The organism is Klebsiella sp. 2-CIP_Kleb., assembly GCF_050378715.1.
Lineage (GTDB): Bacteria > Pseudomonadota > Gammaproteobacteria > Enterobacterales > Enterobacteriaceae > Klebsiella > Klebsiella quasipneumoniae.
On record NZ_JBNRLG010000001.1, the window covers coordinates 1,538,583 to 1,557,045 of the forward strand.

At 57.2% G+C, this 18,463-nt stretch carries 18 protein-coding genes; 9 read left to right on the forward strand and 9 right to left on the reverse strand.

The window, feature by feature from the left end:
• Positions 1 to 12: 12 nt before the first annotated feature.
• Complete coding sequence (gene bamC, locus ACQUTP_RS07465) at positions 13 to 1,047, reverse strand: outer membrane protein assembly factor BamC (RefSeq protein WP_004201942.1); 1,035 nt, start codon at positions 1,045 to 1,047, stop codon at positions 13 to 15.
• 16 nt (positions 1,048 to 1,063) lie between these two features.
• Positions 1,064 to 1,942, reverse strand: coding sequence for a 4-hydroxy-tetrahydrodipicolinate synthase (dapA, locus tag ACQUTP_RS07470; RefSeq protein WP_017900447.1), 879 nt, complete (start codon positions 1,940 to 1,942; stop codon positions 1,064 to 1,066).
• A 153-nt stretch (positions 1,943 to 2,095) separates the two neighbouring features.
• Here dapA and ACQUTP_RS07475 point away from each other — a divergent pair, with 153 nt between their 5' ends.
• The gene (locus ACQUTP_RS07475) at positions 2,096 to 2,662 is read left to right on the forward strand and encodes a glycine cleavage system transcriptional repressor (RefSeq protein ID WP_002913804.1); all 567 of its coding nucleotides are present in this window, start codon (positions 2,096 to 2,098) and stop codon (positions 2,660 to 2,662) included.
• A gap of 3 nt (positions 2,663 to 2,665) precedes the next feature.
• A complete protein-coding gene (bcp, locus tag ACQUTP_RS07480) occupies positions 2,666 to 3,136 on the forward strand; it encodes a thioredoxin-dependent thiol peroxidase (RefSeq protein ID WP_004201935.1) in 471 nt (156 codons plus the stop codon).
• 60 nt (positions 3,137 to 3,196) lie between these two features.
• On the opposite strand, the gene ACQUTP_RS07485 is transcribed toward bcp, so the two are convergent.
• Both ACQUTP_RS07485 and ACQUTP_RS07490 read right to left on the reverse strand, forming a co-directional pair.
• The gene (locus ACQUTP_RS07485; protein ID WP_004201933.1) at positions 3,197 to 4,261 is read right to left on the reverse strand and encodes an AI-2E family transporter; all 1,065 of its coding nucleotides are present in this window, start codon (positions 4,259 to 4,261) and stop codon (positions 3,197 to 3,199) included.
• Positions 4,262 to 4,315: 54 nt separating this feature from the next.
• Positions 4,316 to 4,432, reverse strand: coding sequence for a hypothetical protein (locus ACQUTP_RS07490; protein WP_032425793.1), 117 nt, complete (start codon positions 4,430 to 4,432; stop codon positions 4,316 to 4,318).
• Positions 4,433 to 4,483: 51 nt separating this feature from the next.
• Between ACQUTP_RS07490 and bepA the strand changes: the two genes are divergently transcribed.
• The 3 genes from bepA to ACQUTP_RS07505 all read left to right on the forward strand — a co-directional run bounded on the left by bepA (position 4,484) and on the right by ACQUTP_RS07505 (position 7,366).
• On the forward strand, positions 4,484 to 5,947 hold the full coding sequence (gene bepA / locus ACQUTP_RS07495) for a beta-barrel assembly-enhancing protease (protein ID WP_004201932.1): 1,464 nt from the start codon (positions 4,484 to 4,486) through the stop codon (positions 5,945 to 5,947).
• 9 nt (positions 5,948 to 5,956) lie between these two features.
• On the forward strand, positions 5,957 to 6,316 hold the full coding sequence (gene arsC, locus ACQUTP_RS07500) for an arsenate reductase (glutaredoxin) (protein ID WP_004201931.1): 360 nt from the start codon (positions 5,957 to 5,959) through the stop codon (positions 6,314 to 6,316).
• 126 nt (positions 6,317 to 6,442) lie between these two features.
• A complete protein-coding gene (locus tag ACQUTP_RS07505) occupies positions 6,443 to 7,366 on the forward strand; it encodes an Rpn family recombination-promoting nuclease/putative transposase (RefSeq protein ID WP_017900446.1) in 924 nt (307 codons plus the stop codon).
• Here ACQUTP_RS07505 and ACQUTP_RS07510 read toward each other — a convergent pair.
• From ACQUTP_RS07510 to bglK, 5 genes are all read right to left on the reverse strand, one after another.
• The gene (locus ACQUTP_RS07510; protein WP_020947395.1) at positions 7,363 to 8,064 is read right to left on the reverse strand and encodes a DnaA inactivator Hda; all 702 of its coding nucleotides are present in this window, start codon (positions 8,062 to 8,064) and stop codon (positions 7,363 to 7,365) included. The genes ACQUTP_RS07505 and ACQUTP_RS07510 overlap by 4 nt on opposite strands.
• 98 nt (positions 8,065 to 8,162) lie before the next feature.
• The gene (gene uraA / locus ACQUTP_RS07515) at positions 8,163 to 9,449 is read right to left on the reverse strand and encodes a uracil permease (protein ID WP_017900445.1); all 1,287 of its coding nucleotides are present in this window, start codon (positions 9,447 to 9,449) and stop codon (positions 8,163 to 8,165) included.
• Between the two features lie 86 nt (positions 9,450 to 9,535).
• Entirely contained in the window at positions 9,536 to 10,162 is a 627-nt protein-coding gene (upp, locus tag ACQUTP_RS07520; protein ID WP_004201927.1) for a uracil phosphoribosyltransferase, read from the reverse strand.
• A 226-nt stretch (positions 10,163 to 10,388) separates the two neighbouring features.
• The gene (locus ACQUTP_RS07525) at positions 10,389 to 11,819 is read right to left on the reverse strand and encodes a 6-phospho-beta-glucosidase (RefSeq protein WP_017900444.1); all 1,431 of its coding nucleotides are present in this window, start codon (positions 11,817 to 11,819) and stop codon (positions 10,389 to 10,391) included.
• Positions 11,820 to 11,828: 9 nt separating this feature from the next.
• Positions 11,829 to 12,722 (reverse strand): beta-glucoside kinase BglK, encoded by an 894-nt coding sequence (bglK, locus tag ACQUTP_RS07530; RefSeq protein WP_017900443.1) that lies wholly within the window; start codon positions 12,720 to 12,722, stop codon positions 11,829 to 11,831.
• Between the two features lie 263 nt (positions 12,723 to 12,985).
• Between bglK and purM the strand changes: the two genes are divergently transcribed.
• From purM to ppx, 4 genes are all read left to right on the forward strand, one after another.
• Positions 12,986 to 14,023, forward strand: a complete 1,038-nt coding sequence (purM, locus tag ACQUTP_RS07535) for a phosphoribosylformylglycinamidine cyclo-ligase (RefSeq protein WP_004201922.1) — start codon at positions 12,986 to 12,988, stop codon at positions 14,021 to 14,023.
• Positions 14,020 to 14,661, forward strand: a complete 642-nt coding sequence (gene purN, locus ACQUTP_RS07540; protein ID WP_004201920.1) for a phosphoribosylglycinamide formyltransferase — start codon at positions 14,020 to 14,022, stop codon at positions 14,659 to 14,661. The genes purM and purN overlap by 4 nt, the downstream gene beginning before the upstream one ends.
• 179 nt (positions 14,662 to 14,840) lie before the next feature.
• On the forward strand, positions 14,841 to 16,901 hold the full coding sequence (gene ppk1, locus ACQUTP_RS07545; protein WP_002913838.1) for a polyphosphate kinase 1: 2,061 nt from the start codon (positions 14,841 to 14,843) through the stop codon (positions 16,899 to 16,901).
• A gap of 3 nt (positions 16,902 to 16,904) precedes the next feature.
• The gene (ppx, locus tag ACQUTP_RS07550) at positions 16,905 to 18,437 is read left to right on the forward strand and encodes an exopolyphosphatase (RefSeq protein ID WP_004201914.1); all 1,533 of its coding nucleotides are present in this window, start codon (positions 16,905 to 16,907) and stop codon (positions 18,435 to 18,437) included.
• Positions 18,438 to 18,463: the final 26 nt, after the last annotated feature.

The following is an 18,463-nucleotide window of genomic DNA, read 5'->3' on the forward strand; positions in this document are numbered from 1 at the left end:
CAGCCCTTTCGTTTACTTGTTAAATGCGGCCTGGAATACGGCTACCAGGGCGTCATTTTGCGACTGCGTCAGGGTGTGGCCTTTCGGGTCGATGAACTGCAGGCTACTGCGGTTATCGAGGTCGCCGACCTGAAGTTTGTAGTCACCGGAGGCCAGCTGCGGGTCGCGTGCGCCCAGCTCCTGCCAGCTGCTGTCAGACAGCGGCTTGTAGGTCAGCGCCATGCTGCCCTGAGAGCGCGTGCTGTCGGTCACTTTCATCCCCACTTTCTCGAGGGCGCCTGGCAGACGCTGCCACACCATGTTAAACGGCGCGCGAACAACGAGCATCGGCAGACCCGTATCGTCGGCAGCGCTCTGCACGTCGAAGGTGGCGCCCGCGCTGCGCTGGGCGGCGTTCTGGGCGCTGGTGGCGTTCATGTCCAGGCCTTCCGAAATGACGTTCAGCATGGCGGTGCTGTAGCGCTGCAGTGACGCCGGATCGGCAACCGGTTTACCCGCCTGCTCCAGATTCACCAGCTTGACCACCACCGCTTGCTGATAGCCCTGCGGTTTGACGGAGATTTGATAACGACCGCGATACTGCTGATCTTCATCAAGACGGTTCCACTCAACCCAGTCGGTGTTCAGCGTCTGGCTCGCATCATCGCGCTTGGCGATAACGTAGTTCTTCGACTGAAGAATGCTGGTAACCTGCGCCCACAGCGAACCGCTGCGGCCGTTCTCGACCATCAGCGTCGCGGTATCGCCGTTGAACTGGGTGCGGGCGCCGCTAACCAATGCCAGCGGCTGCGCCGGCGGGCGAATGTCCAGCGCCTTGCCGACCGCGCCGGTGCTGTTGGCCACCGGAATGTTGTAATCACCCACCTGAATCGGCAGGATCATCCCCGCCGGCGCGTGAAGTTCGCTCAACGGTGACGCCTGTAAATAGGCCTCATCACCGCTCACCTGACGCTTATAGCGCGAGTCGGAACTACAGGCCGCGAGGAGTAGAACCAGCGAAACACCCGCAACCTTCGCCAGGCGCGACTTCTGTACTGAGTAAGCCATCAAATCTCCCTAAACTTTACAGCAAACCGGCATGCTTCAGCGCGGCGGTAACGGCTTCACGACCCTGGTCGGTGATAGGCGTCATCGGCAAGCGCAGCGTATCGGTCGCCACAAGACCCAACGCCTTGCATCCCCATTTCACCGGGATAGGATTGGGTTCGACAAATAATTTTGTATGCAATGGCATCAGACGCTGGTTAATCGCCCGGGCTTCGGCAAATTGACCCGCCAGCGCCAGACGGCACATGTCGGCCATTTCGCGCGCCGCCACGTTGGCGGTGACGGAAATCACGCCCACGCCGCCGAGCTGCATGAAGTCCATACCGGTCGCATCGTCACCGCTCAGCAGAATAAAGTCGTCTGAAACCAGCTCTTTGATCTGATGAACGCGACTTAAGTTCCCTGTAGCTTCCTTAATACCGACAATATTTTTAATTTCCGCCAGACGGCCAACGGTTTCCGGCAGCATATCGCAACCGGTACGGGACGGCACATTATACAGAATTTGCGGCAGGTCAGTATGTTCGGCGATAGCTTTAAAGTGCTGGAACAGGCCTTCCTGGGTAGGACGGTTATAATAAGGAGTGACCGTCAGGCAGCCGACAACGCCGCTGTCGTTAAAACGCTTGGTCAGGCTAATCGCCTCTGCGGTTGCATTGGCTCCCGTTCCAGCGATCACCGGGATACGCCCGTCAGCCAGTTCCAGCGTCATCATCACCACATCGCCGTGCTCTTCATGGCTCAGCGTTGCGGATTCACCGGTAGTCCCTACCGAAACGATCGCCGAGGTTCCGTTGGCGACATGGTAATCAATCAGTTTTTTCAGGCTTGTCCGGCAGACATTACCGTTTTCATCCATCGGCGTGACAAGCGCTACAATACTTCCCGTGAACATGGGCCATCCTCAGAGCAGAAGTGCGACAAGATTCTCAATGTTACGTTTGGAGCTGCAATAAAAGCAAGAGACCCGACGCCATCAGGGATGTTGTATGGCGGTTTTTTTTATGCTTTCCTAATGTTACCTCACCTTTTTAAAGGAAGAACAGGTTTGACAGCCTCATTACAACACTATCTGGTTATTACCGCCCTGGGGGCTGACCGTCCCGGCATCGTGAATACGATCACTCGCCACGTCAGCAGCTGCGGTTGTAATATCGAAGACAGCCGGCTGGCCATGCTCGGTGATGAGTTTACGTTTATCATGCTGCTTTCCGGGTCGTGGAATGCGATTAACCTGATCGAATCAACCCTGCCGCTGAAAGGCGCGGAGCTGGAGCTGTTGATCGTGATGAAACGCACCACCGCGCGCCCCCCGCAGGCCATGCCAAACACCGTCTGGGTCCAGGTTGAGGTGCCGGACTCACCGCATATCATCGAGCGCTTCACTGCCCTGTGCGATACATGGAATATGAATATCGCGGAACTGGTTTCCCGCACGCAGCCGGGAGACGGTGATTCCGCGCAGCTTTTTATTCAGATAACTGCCCACAGTCCTGCGACGCAAAATGCAGCAAATATCGAACAAGCGTTCAAAGCCCTATGTACAGAACTCAACGCACAAGGCAGTATTAACATCGTTAATTATTCACAGCATGATGAACAGGATGGAGTTTAACCCATGACCCCACTGAAAGCCGGTGATCTTGCACCGAAATTTAGCTTACCGGACCAGGACGGCGAGGAAGTAAATTTAACCGACTTCCAGGGACAGCGTGTCCTGGTTTATTTTTACCCGAAGGCCATGACCCCGGGCTGCACCGTCCAGGCGTGCGGCTTGCGCGACAACATGGACGACCTGAAGAAAGCCGGTGTGGAAGTGCTGGGCATCAGCACCGATAAACCGGAAAAGCTCTCCCGCTTCGCCGAAAAAGAGCTGCTGAACTTTACGCTGCTGTCTGATGAAAACCATCAGGTTTGCGAGCAGTTTGGCGTCTGGGGCGAAAAATCCTTTATGGGGAAAACCTACGACGGGATCCACCGTATCAGCTTCCTCGTCGATGCCGATGGCAAAATCGAACACGTCTTTGATGACTTCAAAACCAGCAATCACCACGACGTGGTGCTGAACTGGCTGAAAGAAAACGCCTGATGCAAAGCAAGACGCCGGGTGAGAGAACCTCGCCCGGCGTCTTTTTTTATCCTCAATGCCTTAGTCGTCGTCGACCACCAGGCCATCCGGCCAGGCATGCACCACCGCTTTAATCAACGTGGCCAGCGGAATGGCGAAGAAGACGCCCCAGAACCCCCACAAACCGCCAAAGATCACCACCGACAGGATAATCACCAGCGGGTGCAGATTCACCGCTTCCGAGAACAGCACCGGGACCAGCAGATTGCCGTCAAGCCCCTGAATAATCAGATAGACCGCGAACAGACTCCAGAACTCGGTGCCCGCGCCAAACTGAAACAGCGCCACCCCCACCACCGGAATGGTCACCACAAATGCACCAATATAGGGGATCAGCACCGAGAAGCCCACCAGCACCGCCAACAGCAGCGAGTAGTTGAGGCCGAAAAGGATGAAGCCTATCCAGGTGGCGACGCTGACGACAATCATCTCCAGCACCTTACCGCGAATGTAGTTGGTGATTTGCTGGTTCATCTCCTTCCATACCTGCCCGGCCAGGCCGCGGTTGCGCGGCAGCACGCGGCGTACCGCGTTGAGCATCTGCTCTTTATCCTTCAGCAGGAAGAAGACCATCAGCGGCACCAGCACCAGATACACCGCCAGCGTAAGCAGCCCCACCAGCGAGGCGAGAGAATACTTGACCACCGAGTCGCCCACCGTCAGCATCCGGGTGCGCATATTTTCCGCCATCGCATCGATGATGCCGGCATCCATTAACGCCGGATAGCGCCGCGGCAGCGTGGCGGCAAAATCAGAGAGCTTGTTGAGCATGCCCGGCATATCGCGGATAAGGTAGATCCCCTGCTGCCAGGCCACCGGCAGCACCACGAAAGCCAGCAACAGCAGGATGCCCACGAAGAGGATCAGCACCAGCGAGGTCGCCCAGGTGCGCGACAGACCGATGCGCTCCAGGCGCACGGTCGGCCACTCCAGCAAATAGGCCAGCACGATAGCCACCAGTAACGGGGCCAGCAGGCCGCTGAAAAAGAACATGATGCCGAAACCGGCAAGCAAAATAACCAGCAGCGCTATCGCCTCAGGGTCGCTGAATCGACGGCGGTACCACTGCATTAACATCTCGAGCATAAAACCTTCCCTGAAGCGCAAAGCGGCGACAAACGGAGGAATTGTATCGAAATGTCACAAAAAAGACTTCGCTTTTTGATGCGCAGCAGACAAACCCGTCTCCGCCGTGAAGAACCTATTTTCAATGTGTCTAACGCCAGCTAAACTCGCTGGGATGCGGCCAGGGAACATTGCGTCGCACAATCGGTCAAACTGGCACACCCACATTACAGGACAGAGGTTATGTTCAGGCAGTTGAAGAAAACGCTGGTGGCGACCGTGATCGCGTCGCTGACGCTGGGTTCGTTAGGCCCTGCTTTTGCTGACTCCGCAGATACCCTGCCGGACATGGGGACCTCCGCAGGAAGCACGCTGTCGATTGGTCAGGAAATGCAGATGGGGGATTACTACGTCCGCCAGCTGCGCGGCAGCGCGCCGCTGATCAACGACCCTCTGCTGGTGCAATACATCAACGGGCTGGGCATGCGTCTGGTCTCGCATGCGAATTCGGTGCGCACCCCGTTCCACTTCTACTTGATTAATAACGACCAAATCAACGCCTTCGCCTTCTTCGGCGGCAATGTGGTCCTCCACTCGGCCCTGTTCCGCTATTCCGATAATGAGAGCGAACTGGCCTCTGTCATGGCGCACGAAATTTCCCACGTTACGCAGCGGCATCTTGCCCGCGCAATGGAAGATCAGAAGCGCAATGCGCCGCTGACCTGGGTCGGCGCGCTGGGTTCAATTCTGCTGGCGATGGCCAGCCCGCAGGCCGGGATGGCGGCGCTGACCGGGACGCTGGCCGGTACCCAACAGGGCATGATCAGCTTCACCCGCCAGAACGAAGAAGAGGCCGACCGGATTGGTATTCAGGTTCTGCAACGCTCGGGATTCGACCCGCAGGCCATGCCGATGTTTATGGGTAAACTGCTTGATGAGTCGCGCTACTCGACGCGGCCGCCGGAAATGCTGCTCACCCACCCTCTGCCGGAAAGCCGGCTTGCCGATGCTCGTAACCGCGCCAACCAGATGCGCCCGGTTGTCGTGCAGTCCTCAGCGGACTTCTATCTGGCGAAGGCGCGTACCCTCGGAATGTACACCAACGGCGACAATAAGCTGGGCACCGATCTGCTCAACGCCTGGGATAAAGGCAATATCCGCCAGCAGCATGCCGCGCAGTATGGCCGCGCCCTGCTGGCGATGGAAAGCAACAACTTTGACCAGGCGCGCAAAACGCTGCAGCCGCTGCTCAGCGCCGATCCGCAAAATCCCTGGTATCTCGATCTGGCTACCGATATCGACCTCGGGCAGAAGAAAACCGGCGACGCCATCAACCGCCTTAAAAACGCCCGCGAGCTGCGCACCAATCCGGTGCTGCAGTTGAACCTGGCCAACGCCCTGCTGCAGGGCGGCCAGCCCGGGGAAGCGGCGACCATCCTGAATCGTTATACCTTTACCTATAAAGAGGATGGCAACGGCTGGGACCTGCTGGCTCAGGCGGAAGGCGCCCTGGGCAATCGCGACCAGGAGCTGGCGGCGCGGGCAGAAAGCATGGCGCTGGTCGGCCAGCTGGAACAGGCGATTTCCCTGCTCAGCAGCGCCAGCTCGCAAGTGAAACTCGGTAGTCTGCAGCAGGCCCGCTACGATGCCCGCATCGACCAGCTACGTGAGCTACAGGCCCGCTTCCGCCCCTACCAAAAAATGTAAGGAGACCCCATGACCGACGCGGTAAAAATTTACCATAACCCACGCTGCTCGAAGAGCCGCGAAACGCTGAGCCTGTTGAAGAGCCACGGCATCGATCCTGAGGTGGTGCTTTATCTTGAGACGCCACCGGATGCCGGGACGCTGCGTCAACTGCTGCAGCTGCTGGGTATGGAGAGCCCCCGCGAGCTCATGCGCCAGAAAGAGGATCTGTATAAATCGCTCAATCTTGCCGACCCGGCGCTCAGCGACGCGGCGCTGATACAGGCGATGGTCGCCAATCCTAAGCTTATCGAACGCCCCATTGTCGTTAGCCGCGGCCAGGCGCGTATTGGCCGACCGCCGGAGCAGGTCCTCGAGATCGTAAGCTAACCCACCCGCGCCGCGCTATCGCGGCGCTTTTTTACGTAGCCGATTCCAGATCTTCCACGCCAATCCCTCCCGCCCGCCTTGCAGTGCTACTGTTCATCTATCGCTCAATCCACTGGACGGATGAACATGAAAAAACCAACCTCAACGCCTCATGATGCCGTATTTAAGAGCTATCTCTCCCATCCTGATACCGCCCGCGATTTTCTGCGGCTGTACCTGCCCGAGACGCTGCTTAAGGTGTGCGATCTGCGTACGCTGCATCTCGAGTCCGGGCATTTTGTCGAAGACGATCTGCGTCCCTTTTACGCCGACATTCTGTATTCCCTGAAAACCACGGCGGGAGACGGCTATATTTATGCGCTTATCGAACACCAAAGCACGCCCGATCGGCATATGGCCTTTCGTCTGATGCGCTACGCCATCGCCGCCATGCAGCGCCACCTTGATGCCGGCCACGATCGGCTGCCGCTGGTGATCCCTGTTCTCTTCTACCACGGTCTGGTGAGCCCCTACCCGTTCTCGCTGCGCTGGCTCGATGAATTCGTCGCTCCGGAGCTGGCCGGCCACCTTTATCACGGGGCGTTTCCGCTGGCGGACATTACCGTCATTCCGGATGACGACATTGCCACCCATCAGCGCATGGCGACGCTGGAGTTACTGCAAAAACATATTCGACAACGCGATCTGGCGCAGCTCCTCGACAAGCTGAGCGAATTATTATTGACTGGTCTGGCGACGGAATCGCAGGTACAAGCCCTGATGCACTATCTGGTGCAGGCAGGCAACGCGCGAGAGCCGATCAAGTTCATTCGCGAGCTGGCGTTACGTACGCCGCAGCACAAGGAGACGTTGATGACAATTGCGGAATATCTGGAACAACAAGGCCTGGAGCGGGGCCTGGCGCAGGGCCTGGCGCAGGGCCGTCAGGAAGGCCGGAAGGAAGAGGCGCAGCGTATCGCCGCCGCTATGCTACACAGTGGCCTGGCGCGCGATCTGGTCGCCCGGTTGACCGGGCTGACGGAGGAGGAACTGACTCCGCAGGCGGACTAGAGTTTAAGGATCTCTTTCACGAAGGGGATCGTCAGCTTGCGCTGAGCGGTAATCGAGGCATGATCCAGCTGATCGAGGGTCATAAACAGCGAGCGCATTTCGCGATCCAGCCGCTTCAGCAGGAAGCGGCATACGTCCTCCGGCATCTCGAAGCCGCGCAGTCTGGCGCGCAGCTGCAGGGCCTGCAGCTTGTCTTCATCCGACAGCGGCTGCAACTTATAGATCTGCCCCCAGTCAAGCCGCGAGGCGAGATCCGGCAGACCAAGATTCAGTTGCCGCGGCGGCCGATCCCCGGTGATCAGCAGACGGGTTTTACCTGATTCCAGGATCCGGTTGTAGAGATTAAAGATGGCCATTTCCCAGGGCTCATCCCCGGCGACGCACTCGATGTTATCGATGCAGACCAGCGCCAGCTGTTCCATCCCCTCCAGCACCTCCGGCACAAACCAGGTGCGTTTATCCAGCGGCACGTAGCCCACGGCATCCCCGCGCTGGGAAAGCTCGGCGCAGGCGGCGTGTAACAGGTGGCTGCGACCCGCCCCTTCACGTGACCAGATATAAATATACCCGCTGTGTTCCTGGCGCAGTACGTTCTGGAGGGCAGCAAGTAGGGAAGGATTATCACCCGGCCAGAAACTCGCGAAGGTTTCGTCGTCAGGAAGATACAGTGGCAAAGAGAGCTGTGCCGGTGCGTTCAGATGGACCTCAACATAGGCTTACAGAAAAACGCGAAGAGTTTATCACAGATTTAGGTCCGGAGAGAACCGGGCGGGATCGCCGCCCGGTCAGACGATCGTTATTTAACCTCTTCGCTATCCGCGGCGTCGAGAACCACCTCTTCCGGACGCAGGACGCTGATAAGCTTGAAAATCAGGCTGAGTGCGATACCGACGATGGTGGCCAGCGCCATCCCTTTCAGCTCAGCGGCACCGATGTGCACTTTGGCACCGCTGACGCCGATGATCAGGATCACGGAGGTGAGAATCAGATTCTGCGCCTTGCTGTAATCCACCTTCGATTCAATCAGTACGCGGATCCCTGAGGCGCCGATTACCCCGTACAGCAGCAGCGACACGCCGCCCATCACCGGCACCGGGATGATCTGGATCGCCGCCGCCAGTTTGCCGACGCAGGAGAGCAGAATCGCAATGATCGCCGCGCCGCCGATAACCCAGGTGCTGTAGACGCGGGTAATCGCCATCACGCCGATATTTTCCCCGTAGGTGGTGTTAGGCGTCGAGCCGAAGAAGCCGGAAACGATCGTCGACAGGCCATTGGCAAACATCGAACGATGCAGGCCCGGGTCGCGGATCAGATCGCGTTTGACGATATTAGCCGTCACCACCAGGTGACCGACGTGCTCGGCAATCACCACCAGCGCAGCGGGCAGAATGGTGAAGATGGCGAACCATTCAAAACGCGGCGTGTAGAAGGTTGGCAGCGCGAACCAGTGCGCTTCGGCGATCGGGGTGGTATCGACCACGCCCATCACAAACGACAGCGCATAGCCCACCAGAACGCCAATCAGGATCGGGATAATCGCCAGGAAGCCGCGGAACAGGACCGAACCAAACACCGTCACCGCCAGGGTCACCATCGAGATAATAATGGTTTTACTGTCCGGCGACTGGCCGTCGGCCGGCAGCAGCCCGGCCATGTTGGCCGCCACGCCCGCCAGCTCCAGACCGATAACCGCCACGATGGCCCCCATCGCCGCCGGGGGGAACATCACATCCAGCCAGCCGGTACCGGCTTTTTTGACAATAAAGGAGACGAGGCAGAACAGCACGCCGCACATAATGAAACCGCCCAGCGCCACTTCATAGCCCAGCGGCAGCAGGAGCAGCACTGGAGAGATAAAGGCGAAACTCGATCCCAGATACGCCGGGATTTTGCCTTTACAGATAAAGAGGTACAGCAGCGTACCAATACCGTTGAACAGCAGCACGGTGGCCGGGTTGATGTGGAACAGGATTGGCACCAGCACCGTTGCGCCAAACATGGCAAACAGGTGCTGCAAACTAAGCGGGATAGTCTGTAAAAGCGGCGGTCTTTCACTCACCCCGATAGCACGGCGCGTCATAGTGTTTTCCTCTGAGATGGTTAGTTATGTGTGTTTTATTCAAAAAAAAGCCGACTCTCAAAGTCGGCTTATTTATCGTTATGCGATTATTTCGTACCAAAGATCTTGTCGCCGGCATCGCCGAGACCGGGAATGATGTACCCGTGCTCGTTCAGTCCCTTATCGACAGAGGCGGTGTACAGCTCAACGTCCGGGTGCGCTTTCTCCAGCGCGGCAATTCCTTCCGGCGCCGCCACTAGTACCAGCACCTTGATGCTGGTGCAGCCGGCGTTTTTCAGCAGATCGATAGTGGCGATCATCGACCCACCGGTGGCCAGCATCGGGTCAACCACCAGCGCCATACGCTCATCGATGTTGGACACCAGCTTCTGGAAGTAAGGTACCGGCTCGAGGGTTTCTTCATTGCGATAAATACCCACCACGCTGATACGCGCGCTCGGCACGTGCTCAAGTACCCCTTCCATCATGCCGAGGCCTGCGCGCAGGATTGGCACGACGGTAATTTTCTTGCCCTTGATCTGCTCAACTTCCACCGGGCCGTTCCAGCCTTCGATGGTCACTTTCTCGGTCGCCAGATCGGCGGTGGCTTCATAAGTCAGTAAGCTGCCCACTTCAGAGGCGAGTTCACGGAAGCGTTTGGTGCTGATGTCGTGCTCGCGCATCAGGCCCAGCTTGTGTTTGACGAGTGGGTGTTTGACTTCCACAATCTTCATTCTCTTTCTCCTCTGAGGGGCAGCCACAAAAAAAATCGCGGGATTATACCGCTTTTTTCGGATTAGGCCATACCCATCTTGCTTGACGTATATCAAGCAAAGTGATTTAGAGACAAAAAAACCGGAGGCGAGGCTCCGGTTTTAGCGCGGGGTTCTGCCGGGCGGCGCTAACGCTTACCCGGACCGCAAACCCCGCCGGCCCGATAAGCGCAGCGCCACGGGGGAATTATAGCTGCTCCCCGTTGCTGGCAATCACCTTCTTATACCAGTCGAACGACTTCTTCTTACTGCGCTCCAGCGTGCCGTTGCCTTCATTATCTTTATCCACGTAGATAAAGCCGTAGCGTTTTTTCATCTCCCCCGTTCCGGCGGAAACCAGATCGATACAGCCCCACGGGGTATAACCCATCAGATCGACGCCATCCTCGACCACCGCCTTTTTCATCTCCGCTATATGCGCGGAGAGATAATCGATACGGTACTGGTCATCCACGCTGCCGTCCGCTTCACGAACATCGATCGCGCCAAAACCGTTTTCGACAATAAACAGCGGTAGCTGATAGTGATCCCAGAACCAGTTCAGAGAATAGCGCAGGCCGACCGGATCAATCTGCCAGCCCCAGTCCGACTTTTTCACGTACGGGTTGGAGACCAGGCTGGTGGTTTCATCATAATCGAGCAAGGGGTTGTCTTCGGTGGCTTTGGTGGCGAAGGACATATAGTAGCTAAAGCCGATGTAGTCGACACAGCCTTCGGTTAACGCCTGACGATCGGCTTCGGTGATGTCCAGGCTAAAGCCGCGGCGGGCAAAATAGTTGAGCAGATGCTGCGGATAGCGGCCGCGCACGTGGACATCGGTGAACCAGTACCGACGGTGCATGGCGTTCATCGCCATCATCATATCGTCCGGCGCGCAGGTCAGCGGATAGATAGGGCACATGGCGATCATGCAGCCTATCTGCAGAGCAGGGTTGATCTCGCGCGCCGCTTTCACCGCCAGGGCGCTGGCCACCAGCTCATAATGTGCGGCCTGGTACATTACCGGTTCCCGATCTTCACCCGGCAAATACTTCAGACCGGAGTTGGTGAAAGGGGCGAAGTCCTCATGGTAGTTAGCCTGGTTGTTGATCTCGTTGAAGGTCATCCAGTACTTCACTTTATGCTGATAGCGGGTGAAGACGACCCTGGCGAAGCGCACGAAAAAGTCGATCAGCTTGCGGTTACGCCAGCCGCCGTACTCGGTGACCAGGTGATAGGGCATTTCAAAATGCGACAGCGTAATGACCGGTTCAATACCGTGTTTCAGACATTCGTCGAACAGATCGTCATAAAACTGCAGGCCAGCCTCGTTCGGCTCCTGTTCATCGCCCTGCGGGAAAATACGCGTCCAGGCAATCGAGGTGCGGAAACATTTGAAGCCCATTTCGGCAAACAGCGCCAGGTCCTGCGGGTAGCGATGATAAAAATCGATCGCCTCATGGTTCGGGTAGTTTTTTCCCGCCACCACGCCGTCGGTGATTTCCCGCGGCACGCCGTGGGCGCCGGCGGTCATCACATCCGCCACGCTGACCCCCTTGCCCCCCTCCTGCCAGCCGCCCTCTAACTGATGCGCCGCCACCGCGCCGCCCCACAGAAAACCTTCTTTAAATCCGGACATAGTCTCTCCCTAAGGTCGATCGTCGCCAGGCGAACGATAGTGCTGATTGAAATGGTAAACCGCGCCAATCAGGCCGGCATCGTTGCCGTGACTGACGGTATCGAGATAGTCGGCAATGCCGAACCAGGCCAGATGCTGGCGCAGCAGCGTCAGAAATCCAGGACGTTCCACAACGCCGCCGCCGATAAAAATGGTCTGCGGATCGAAGATATTGACGAGGTTATAAAGGCCATGGCCCAGGCCATTGAAGAACTCGGCGACCAGACGCTGGCAAACCGGGTCGCCGGCGTCATAGCGGTCAAAAATCATTTCGCCAGTGACGCTATCCAGCGGCGCGCCAATATGTTCTGCATAGCGATAGCGCAGCACCCGCAGGGTGCAGTTTTCATTCATCGAGTAGCGACGGGGATCGCGTCCGCCGGGACGATCGGTAAGCATATAGCCGAACTCGCCGGCGCGAAAACGCGCCCCGTGGATCAGCTGATGTTGGCAAAAAATCGCTCCACCGATGCCAGTGCCGATAGTGAGCACCAGAAAATTGGCCATCTCCGCCGCTTTACCCTGCCAGCGCTCGGCAAGCAGCACACAGTTGGCGTCGTTTTCCACCGAGACCGGCAGCCCGGTTCGCGTCTCGAGCCATGATTTCATGGCGAAGTTATCAAAGCGACGGATAGCGCCGCCCATGGTGATAAATCCGCTGTGCGGATCGACATAGCCCGGCGCGCTGATGGCAATGCCTTCGCATGACGGGTGGGCCGCCAGCCACGACAGCATGGTCTGTAAGATATGATCGCCATCGCTGTCATTGATTGACTGCTTCGCGGTTTCCAGCAGCCTTCCGTCGCGGGTCATGACGCCCATCTTTAACGCGGTGCCACCGATATCAAATGCCGCAATCTTCATTCATCCCTCCCCTGTCGAACATAAATCACCGGTAATCCATACGGCGATCAATCACAGAAACCGGTTTCAGTAATATGATGGGGATTACCTGACACTGAGGCAAGCACAAGGCTGTACCCGGTTTCATTTTCGTGAGCAGTATCAAATTTGACCATCCGCCAACGGTTTTAAGCCGACTGTAAAGCAGGCTCGCAAACGTTTGCTTTCCCTGTTAGAATTGCGCCGATTTTTCTTGCTTACCGCAAACGCGTGGAGACTTCGCAGTGACCGACAAAACCTCTCTCAGCTATAAAGATGCCGGCGTGGATATTGATGCAGGCAACGCTCTCGTCGACCGTATTAAGGGCGTGGTGAAGAAAACCCGTCGCCCGGAAGTGATGGGTGGACTGGGCGGATTCGGCGCGCTGTGCGCACTGCCGCAGAAATACCGCGAGCCGGTACTGGTCTCCGGCACCGACGGCGTCGGTACCAAGCTGCGTCTGGCAATGGATCTGAAGCGTCACGACACCATCGGCATCGACCTGGTCGCCATGTGCGTGAACGACCTGGTGGTTCAGGGCGCTGAACCGCTGTTTTTCCTTGATTACTACGCCACCGGTAAACTGGACGTCGATACCGCAGCCAGCGTCATCAACGGCATCGCCGAAGGCTGCCTGCAGTCCGGTTGCGCGCTGGTGGGCGGTGAGACCGCAGAGATGCCGGGGATGTACCACGGCGAAGATTACGACGTGGCGGGTTTTTGCGTCGGGGTGGTGGAAAAATCAGAAATCATCGACGGTAGCAAAGTCGCTGACGGCGATGTGCTGGTGGCGCTGGCCTCCAGCGGCCCGCACTCTAACGGCTATTCGCTGGTGCGTAAGATTATTGAAGTTAGCGGCGTTGACCCACAGACCACCGACCTTGACGGCAAACCGCTGGCCGACCATTTGCTGGCGCCGACCCGCATCTATGTGAAATCGGTTCTCGACCTTATTGCCAGCGTTGACGTCCACGCCATCGCCCATCTGACCGGCGGCGGCTTCTGGGAAAACATCCCGCGCGTACTGCCGGACAACACCCAGGCGGTGATTGATGAGTCTTCCTGGCAGTGGCCGTCCGTTTTCAACTGGCTGCAAACCGCCGGTAACGTCAGCCAGCATGAGATGTACCGTACCTTTAACTGCGGCGTGGGGATGGTTATCGCCCTGCCGGCAGCAGAAGCAGACAAGGCCATTGCCCTGCTGAACGAGAAAGGTGAAAACGCGTGGAAAATCGGGTATATCAAAGCCTCCGATTCCGAACAGCGTGTGGTCATTGCATGAAAAACATTGTGGTGCTGATTTCCGGTAGCGGCAGTAATTTGCAGGCGATCATCGACGCCTGTGGCCGGAAACAGATAAACGGCACCCTGCGTGCGGTATTCAGTAACAAGGCCGATGCGTTCGGCCTTGAGCGCGCGCGCGCGGCCGGGATCCCGGCCCACGCGCTGGCGCAAAGTCAGTTTGCCGACCGGGAAGCGTTCGATCGTCAGCTGATGCATGAAATTGACGCCTACGCCCCGGATCTGGTGGTGCTGGCGGGCTATATGCGTATCCTTAGCCCGGCCTTTGTCAGCCACTATCAGGGACGACTGCTGAACATCCACCCTTCGTTACTGCCGAAGTATCCTGGCCTGCATACCCATCGCCAGGTGCTGGAAAACGGTGACGAGGAGCATGGGACCTCGGTGCACTTCGTCACCGATGAGCTGGATGGCGGTCCGGTTATCCTGCAGGCCAAAGTGCCGGTCTTTGCTGGCGACAGCGAGGAAGAGGTTACGGCGCGGGTACAGACCCAGGAACATGCCATTTATCCGCTGGTGATAAGCTGGTTCGTCGAGGGGCGTCTGCGCATGGTGGGCAACCACGCCTGGCTGGATGAACGACAGCTTCCCCCCCAGGGCTATGCCGCTGAAGAATGAACAACAGCCCCGCCTTTCGCCATCGCGGGGCTTTTTTTTAATTAAAATTGTTTATTAATCAAACATCTCACAGAAATAATTCTTCTTACTGTCATATAGTTGTGACACAGTAAATCGCTATGCAGAAAAATTCGTCATAATAGTCTACGTCCTGTGAGTAAAACGGAGTGTGAGCGGTAATGGGCCAGGAAAAGCTATACATCGAAAAAGAACTCAGCTGGTTGTCTTTTAACGAGCGCGTGCTGCAGGAAGCGGCGGACAAGAGTAACCCGCTGATTGAGCGCATGCGCTTCTTAGGGATCTACTCCAACAACCTTGATGAGTTTTACAAAGTGCGCTTCGCTGAGCTTAAGCGCCGGATTATTATCAGTGAAGAACAAGGCAGTACCGCCCATTCTCGCCACCTGTTAGGCAAAATCCAGGCCCGCGTTCTGAAGGCCGATCAGGAATTCGATAGTCTGTATAACGAACTGCTGCTGGAGATGGCGCGCAACCAGATCTTCCTGATCAACGAGCGCCAGCTGTCCGTCAATCAGCAGGCCTGGCTGCGCAACTACTTTAAACAGTATTTGCGGCAGCATATCTCGCCGATCCTGATTAACCGCGAAACGGACCTCGTGCAGTTCCTGAAAGATGATTACACCTATCTGGCGGTGGAGATTATCCGCGGGGAGAACATCAACTATGCCCTGCTGGAAATTCCGTCGGATAAGGTCCCGCGCTTCGTAAACCTGCCGCCGGAAGCGCCTCGCCGCCGTAAACCAATGATCCTGCTGGATAACATTCTGCGCTATTGCCTGGACGACATCTTTAAAGGCTTCTTTGATTACGATGCGCTGAACGCCTACTCGATGAAAATGACCCGTGACGCCGAGTACGATCTGGTGCATGAGATGGAGTCGAGCCTGATGGAGCTGATGTCCTCCAGCCTGAAACAGCGCCTGACCGCCGAGCCGGTTCGCTTCGTCTACCAGCGCGATATGCCGGACGCGATGGTCGAAATGCTGCGCGATAAGCTCTCCATCTCCAACTATGACTCAATGCTGCCGGGCGGCCGCTATCACAACTTCAAAGACTTTATCGGCTTCCCGAACGTGGGTAAGGCCAATCTGGTCAATAAACCTATGCCGCGCCTGCGTCATCTGTGGTTTGATAAATTCCGCAACGGCTTCGACGCCATTCGCGAACGCGATGTGCTGCTCTACTACCCCTATCATACTTTTGAGCATGTGCTGGAGCTGCTGCGTCAGGCCTCGTTCGACCCCAGCGTACTGGCGATCAAAATCAACATCTACCGCGTGGCCAAGGATTCGCGCATCATCGACGCGATGATCCACGCCGCCCACAACGGTAAAAAAGTCACCGTAGTGGTGGAGCTGCAGGCGCGTTTTGACGAAGAGGCCAACATTCACTGGGCGAAACGCCTGACGGAAGCGGGCGTCCACGTTATCTTCTCCGCGCCGGGCCTGAAAATCCACGCCAAGCTGTTCCTGATCTCGCGTAAAGAAGGCGATGAGGTCGTGCGCTACGCCCACATCGGCACCGGTAACTTCAACGAGAAGACCGCGCGGATCTATACCGACTATTCGCTGTTAACCGCCGATGCGCGCATTACCAATGAAGTTCGCCGGGTGTTTAACTTTATTGAAAACCCCTACCGCCCGGTCAGCTTCGATTACCTGCTGGTGTCGCCGCAGAACTCGCGTCGTCTGCTGTATGAGATGATCGACCGCGAGATCGCCAATGCGCAGAACGGGCAACCGTCCGGTATTACCCTGAAGCTGAACAACCTGGTGGATAAAGGACTGGTAGACAGACTGTATGCCGCCTCCAGCTCCGGCGTGCCGGTCAACCTGTTAATCCGCGGCATGTGCTCGCTGATCCCCGGTCTGGAAGGCATCAGCGAAAATATTCGCGTCATCAGCATTGTGGACCGCTTCCTCGAGCATGACCGGGTCTATTGTTTTGAAAACGGTGGCGATAAGCAGGTCTGGCTCTCCTCTGCCGACTGGATGACGCGTAATATCGATTATCGCATCGAAGTTGCCGCCCCGCTGCTCGACCCGCGCCTGAAACAGCGGGTGCTGGATATTTTTGATATCTTGTTCAACGATACGGTAAAAGCGCGCTATCTTGATAAAGAACTGAGTAATCGCTATGTGCCGCGCGGCAATCGCCGTAAAGTGCGCGCTCAGATGGCGATTTACGATTATCTCAAATCACTCGAACAACCCGACTAACCTATGCCAATAAACGAAAAAACCCCTCGGCCGCAGGAGTTCGCTGCGGTTGACCTTGGTTCGAACAGTTTTCATATGGTGATCGCCCGTGTCGTCGACGGCGCCATGCAGATCATCGGACGCCTGAAACAGCGCGTACATCTGGCCGATGGCCTCGATGAAAACTCGGTGTTGAGCGAAGAAGCCATGACCCGCGGGCTGAACTGCCTGTCGCTGTTTGCCGAACGCCTGCAGGGGTTCTCCCCTTCCAGCGTCTGCATCGTCGGGACGCATACGCTGCGCCAGGCGACCAATGCGGCAGAGTTTCTTAAACGCGCGGAAAAAGTGATCCCCTACCCGATCGAGATCATCTCCGGTAATGAAGAAGCGCGCCTGATTTTTATGGGCGTGGAGCACACGCAGCCGGAGCGCGGCCGTAAGCTGGTGATTGATATCGGCGGCGGTTCGACCGAGCTGGTCATCGGTGAAGATTTTGAGCCCCGGCTGGTGGAAAGCCGTCGCATGGGCTGCGTGAGTTTCTCCCAGGCCTACTTCCCCGGCGGGACCATCAATAAAGAAAATTTCCAGCGCGCTCGCCTGGCGGCGGTGCAAAAACTGGAAACCCTGGCCTGGCAGTTCCGTATTCAGGGCTGGACCGTGGCGCTGGGCGCCTCCGGTACCATTAAGGCCGCCCAGGAAGTGCTGGTGGCTATGGGCGAGAAGGACGGGTTTATTACGCCGGAGCGCCTCGAAATGCTGGTCAGTGAACTGCTGAAGCATAAAAACTTCGACGCGCTCAGCCTGCCCGGCCTCTCGGAAGATCGTAAAGCGGTCTTTGCCCCGGGGCTGGCCATTCTGTGCGGCGTATTTGACGCGCTAGCCATTAAAGAGCTTCGTCTGTCTGATGGCGCGCTGCGTGAAGGCGTGCTGTACGAAATGGAAGGCCGCTTCCGCCACCAGGATATTCGTAGCCGTACGGCGCAGAGTCTGGCGAATCAGTACAACATCGATCGCGAACAGGCGCGCCGGGTGCTGGAAACCACCACCCTTATGCTGGAGCAGTGGCAGGAGCAGAATCCCAAGCTGGCCAATCCGCACCTGGCGGCGCTGTTGAAGTGGGCGGTGATGCTCCATGAGGTGGGCCTGAATATTAACCACAGCGGCATGCACCGCCACTCGGCCTATATTCTGCAGAACAGCGACCTGCCGGGCTTCAACCAGGAGCAGCAGATGCTGATGGCCACCCTGGTGCGCTATCATCGCAAAGCGATAAAACTCGACGATCTGCCGCGCTTTACGCTGTTCAGGAAAAAGCAGTTTCTGCCGCTGATCCAGCTGCTGCGCCTCGGCGTGCTGCTGAACAACCAGCGTCAGGCCACCACCACGCCGCCGACGCTACGGCTGCAGACGGAAGCTCACCACTGGACGCTGACCTTCCCGCACAACTGGTTTAGCCAGAATGCGCTGGTGCTGCTGGATCTGGAAAAAGAGCAGCAGTACTGGGAAGGTGTGCCGGAGTGGCTGCTGAAAATTGCGGAAGAAGAGCCAGACGCCTGATCGCCTCTATGGATATCATGCGAGCC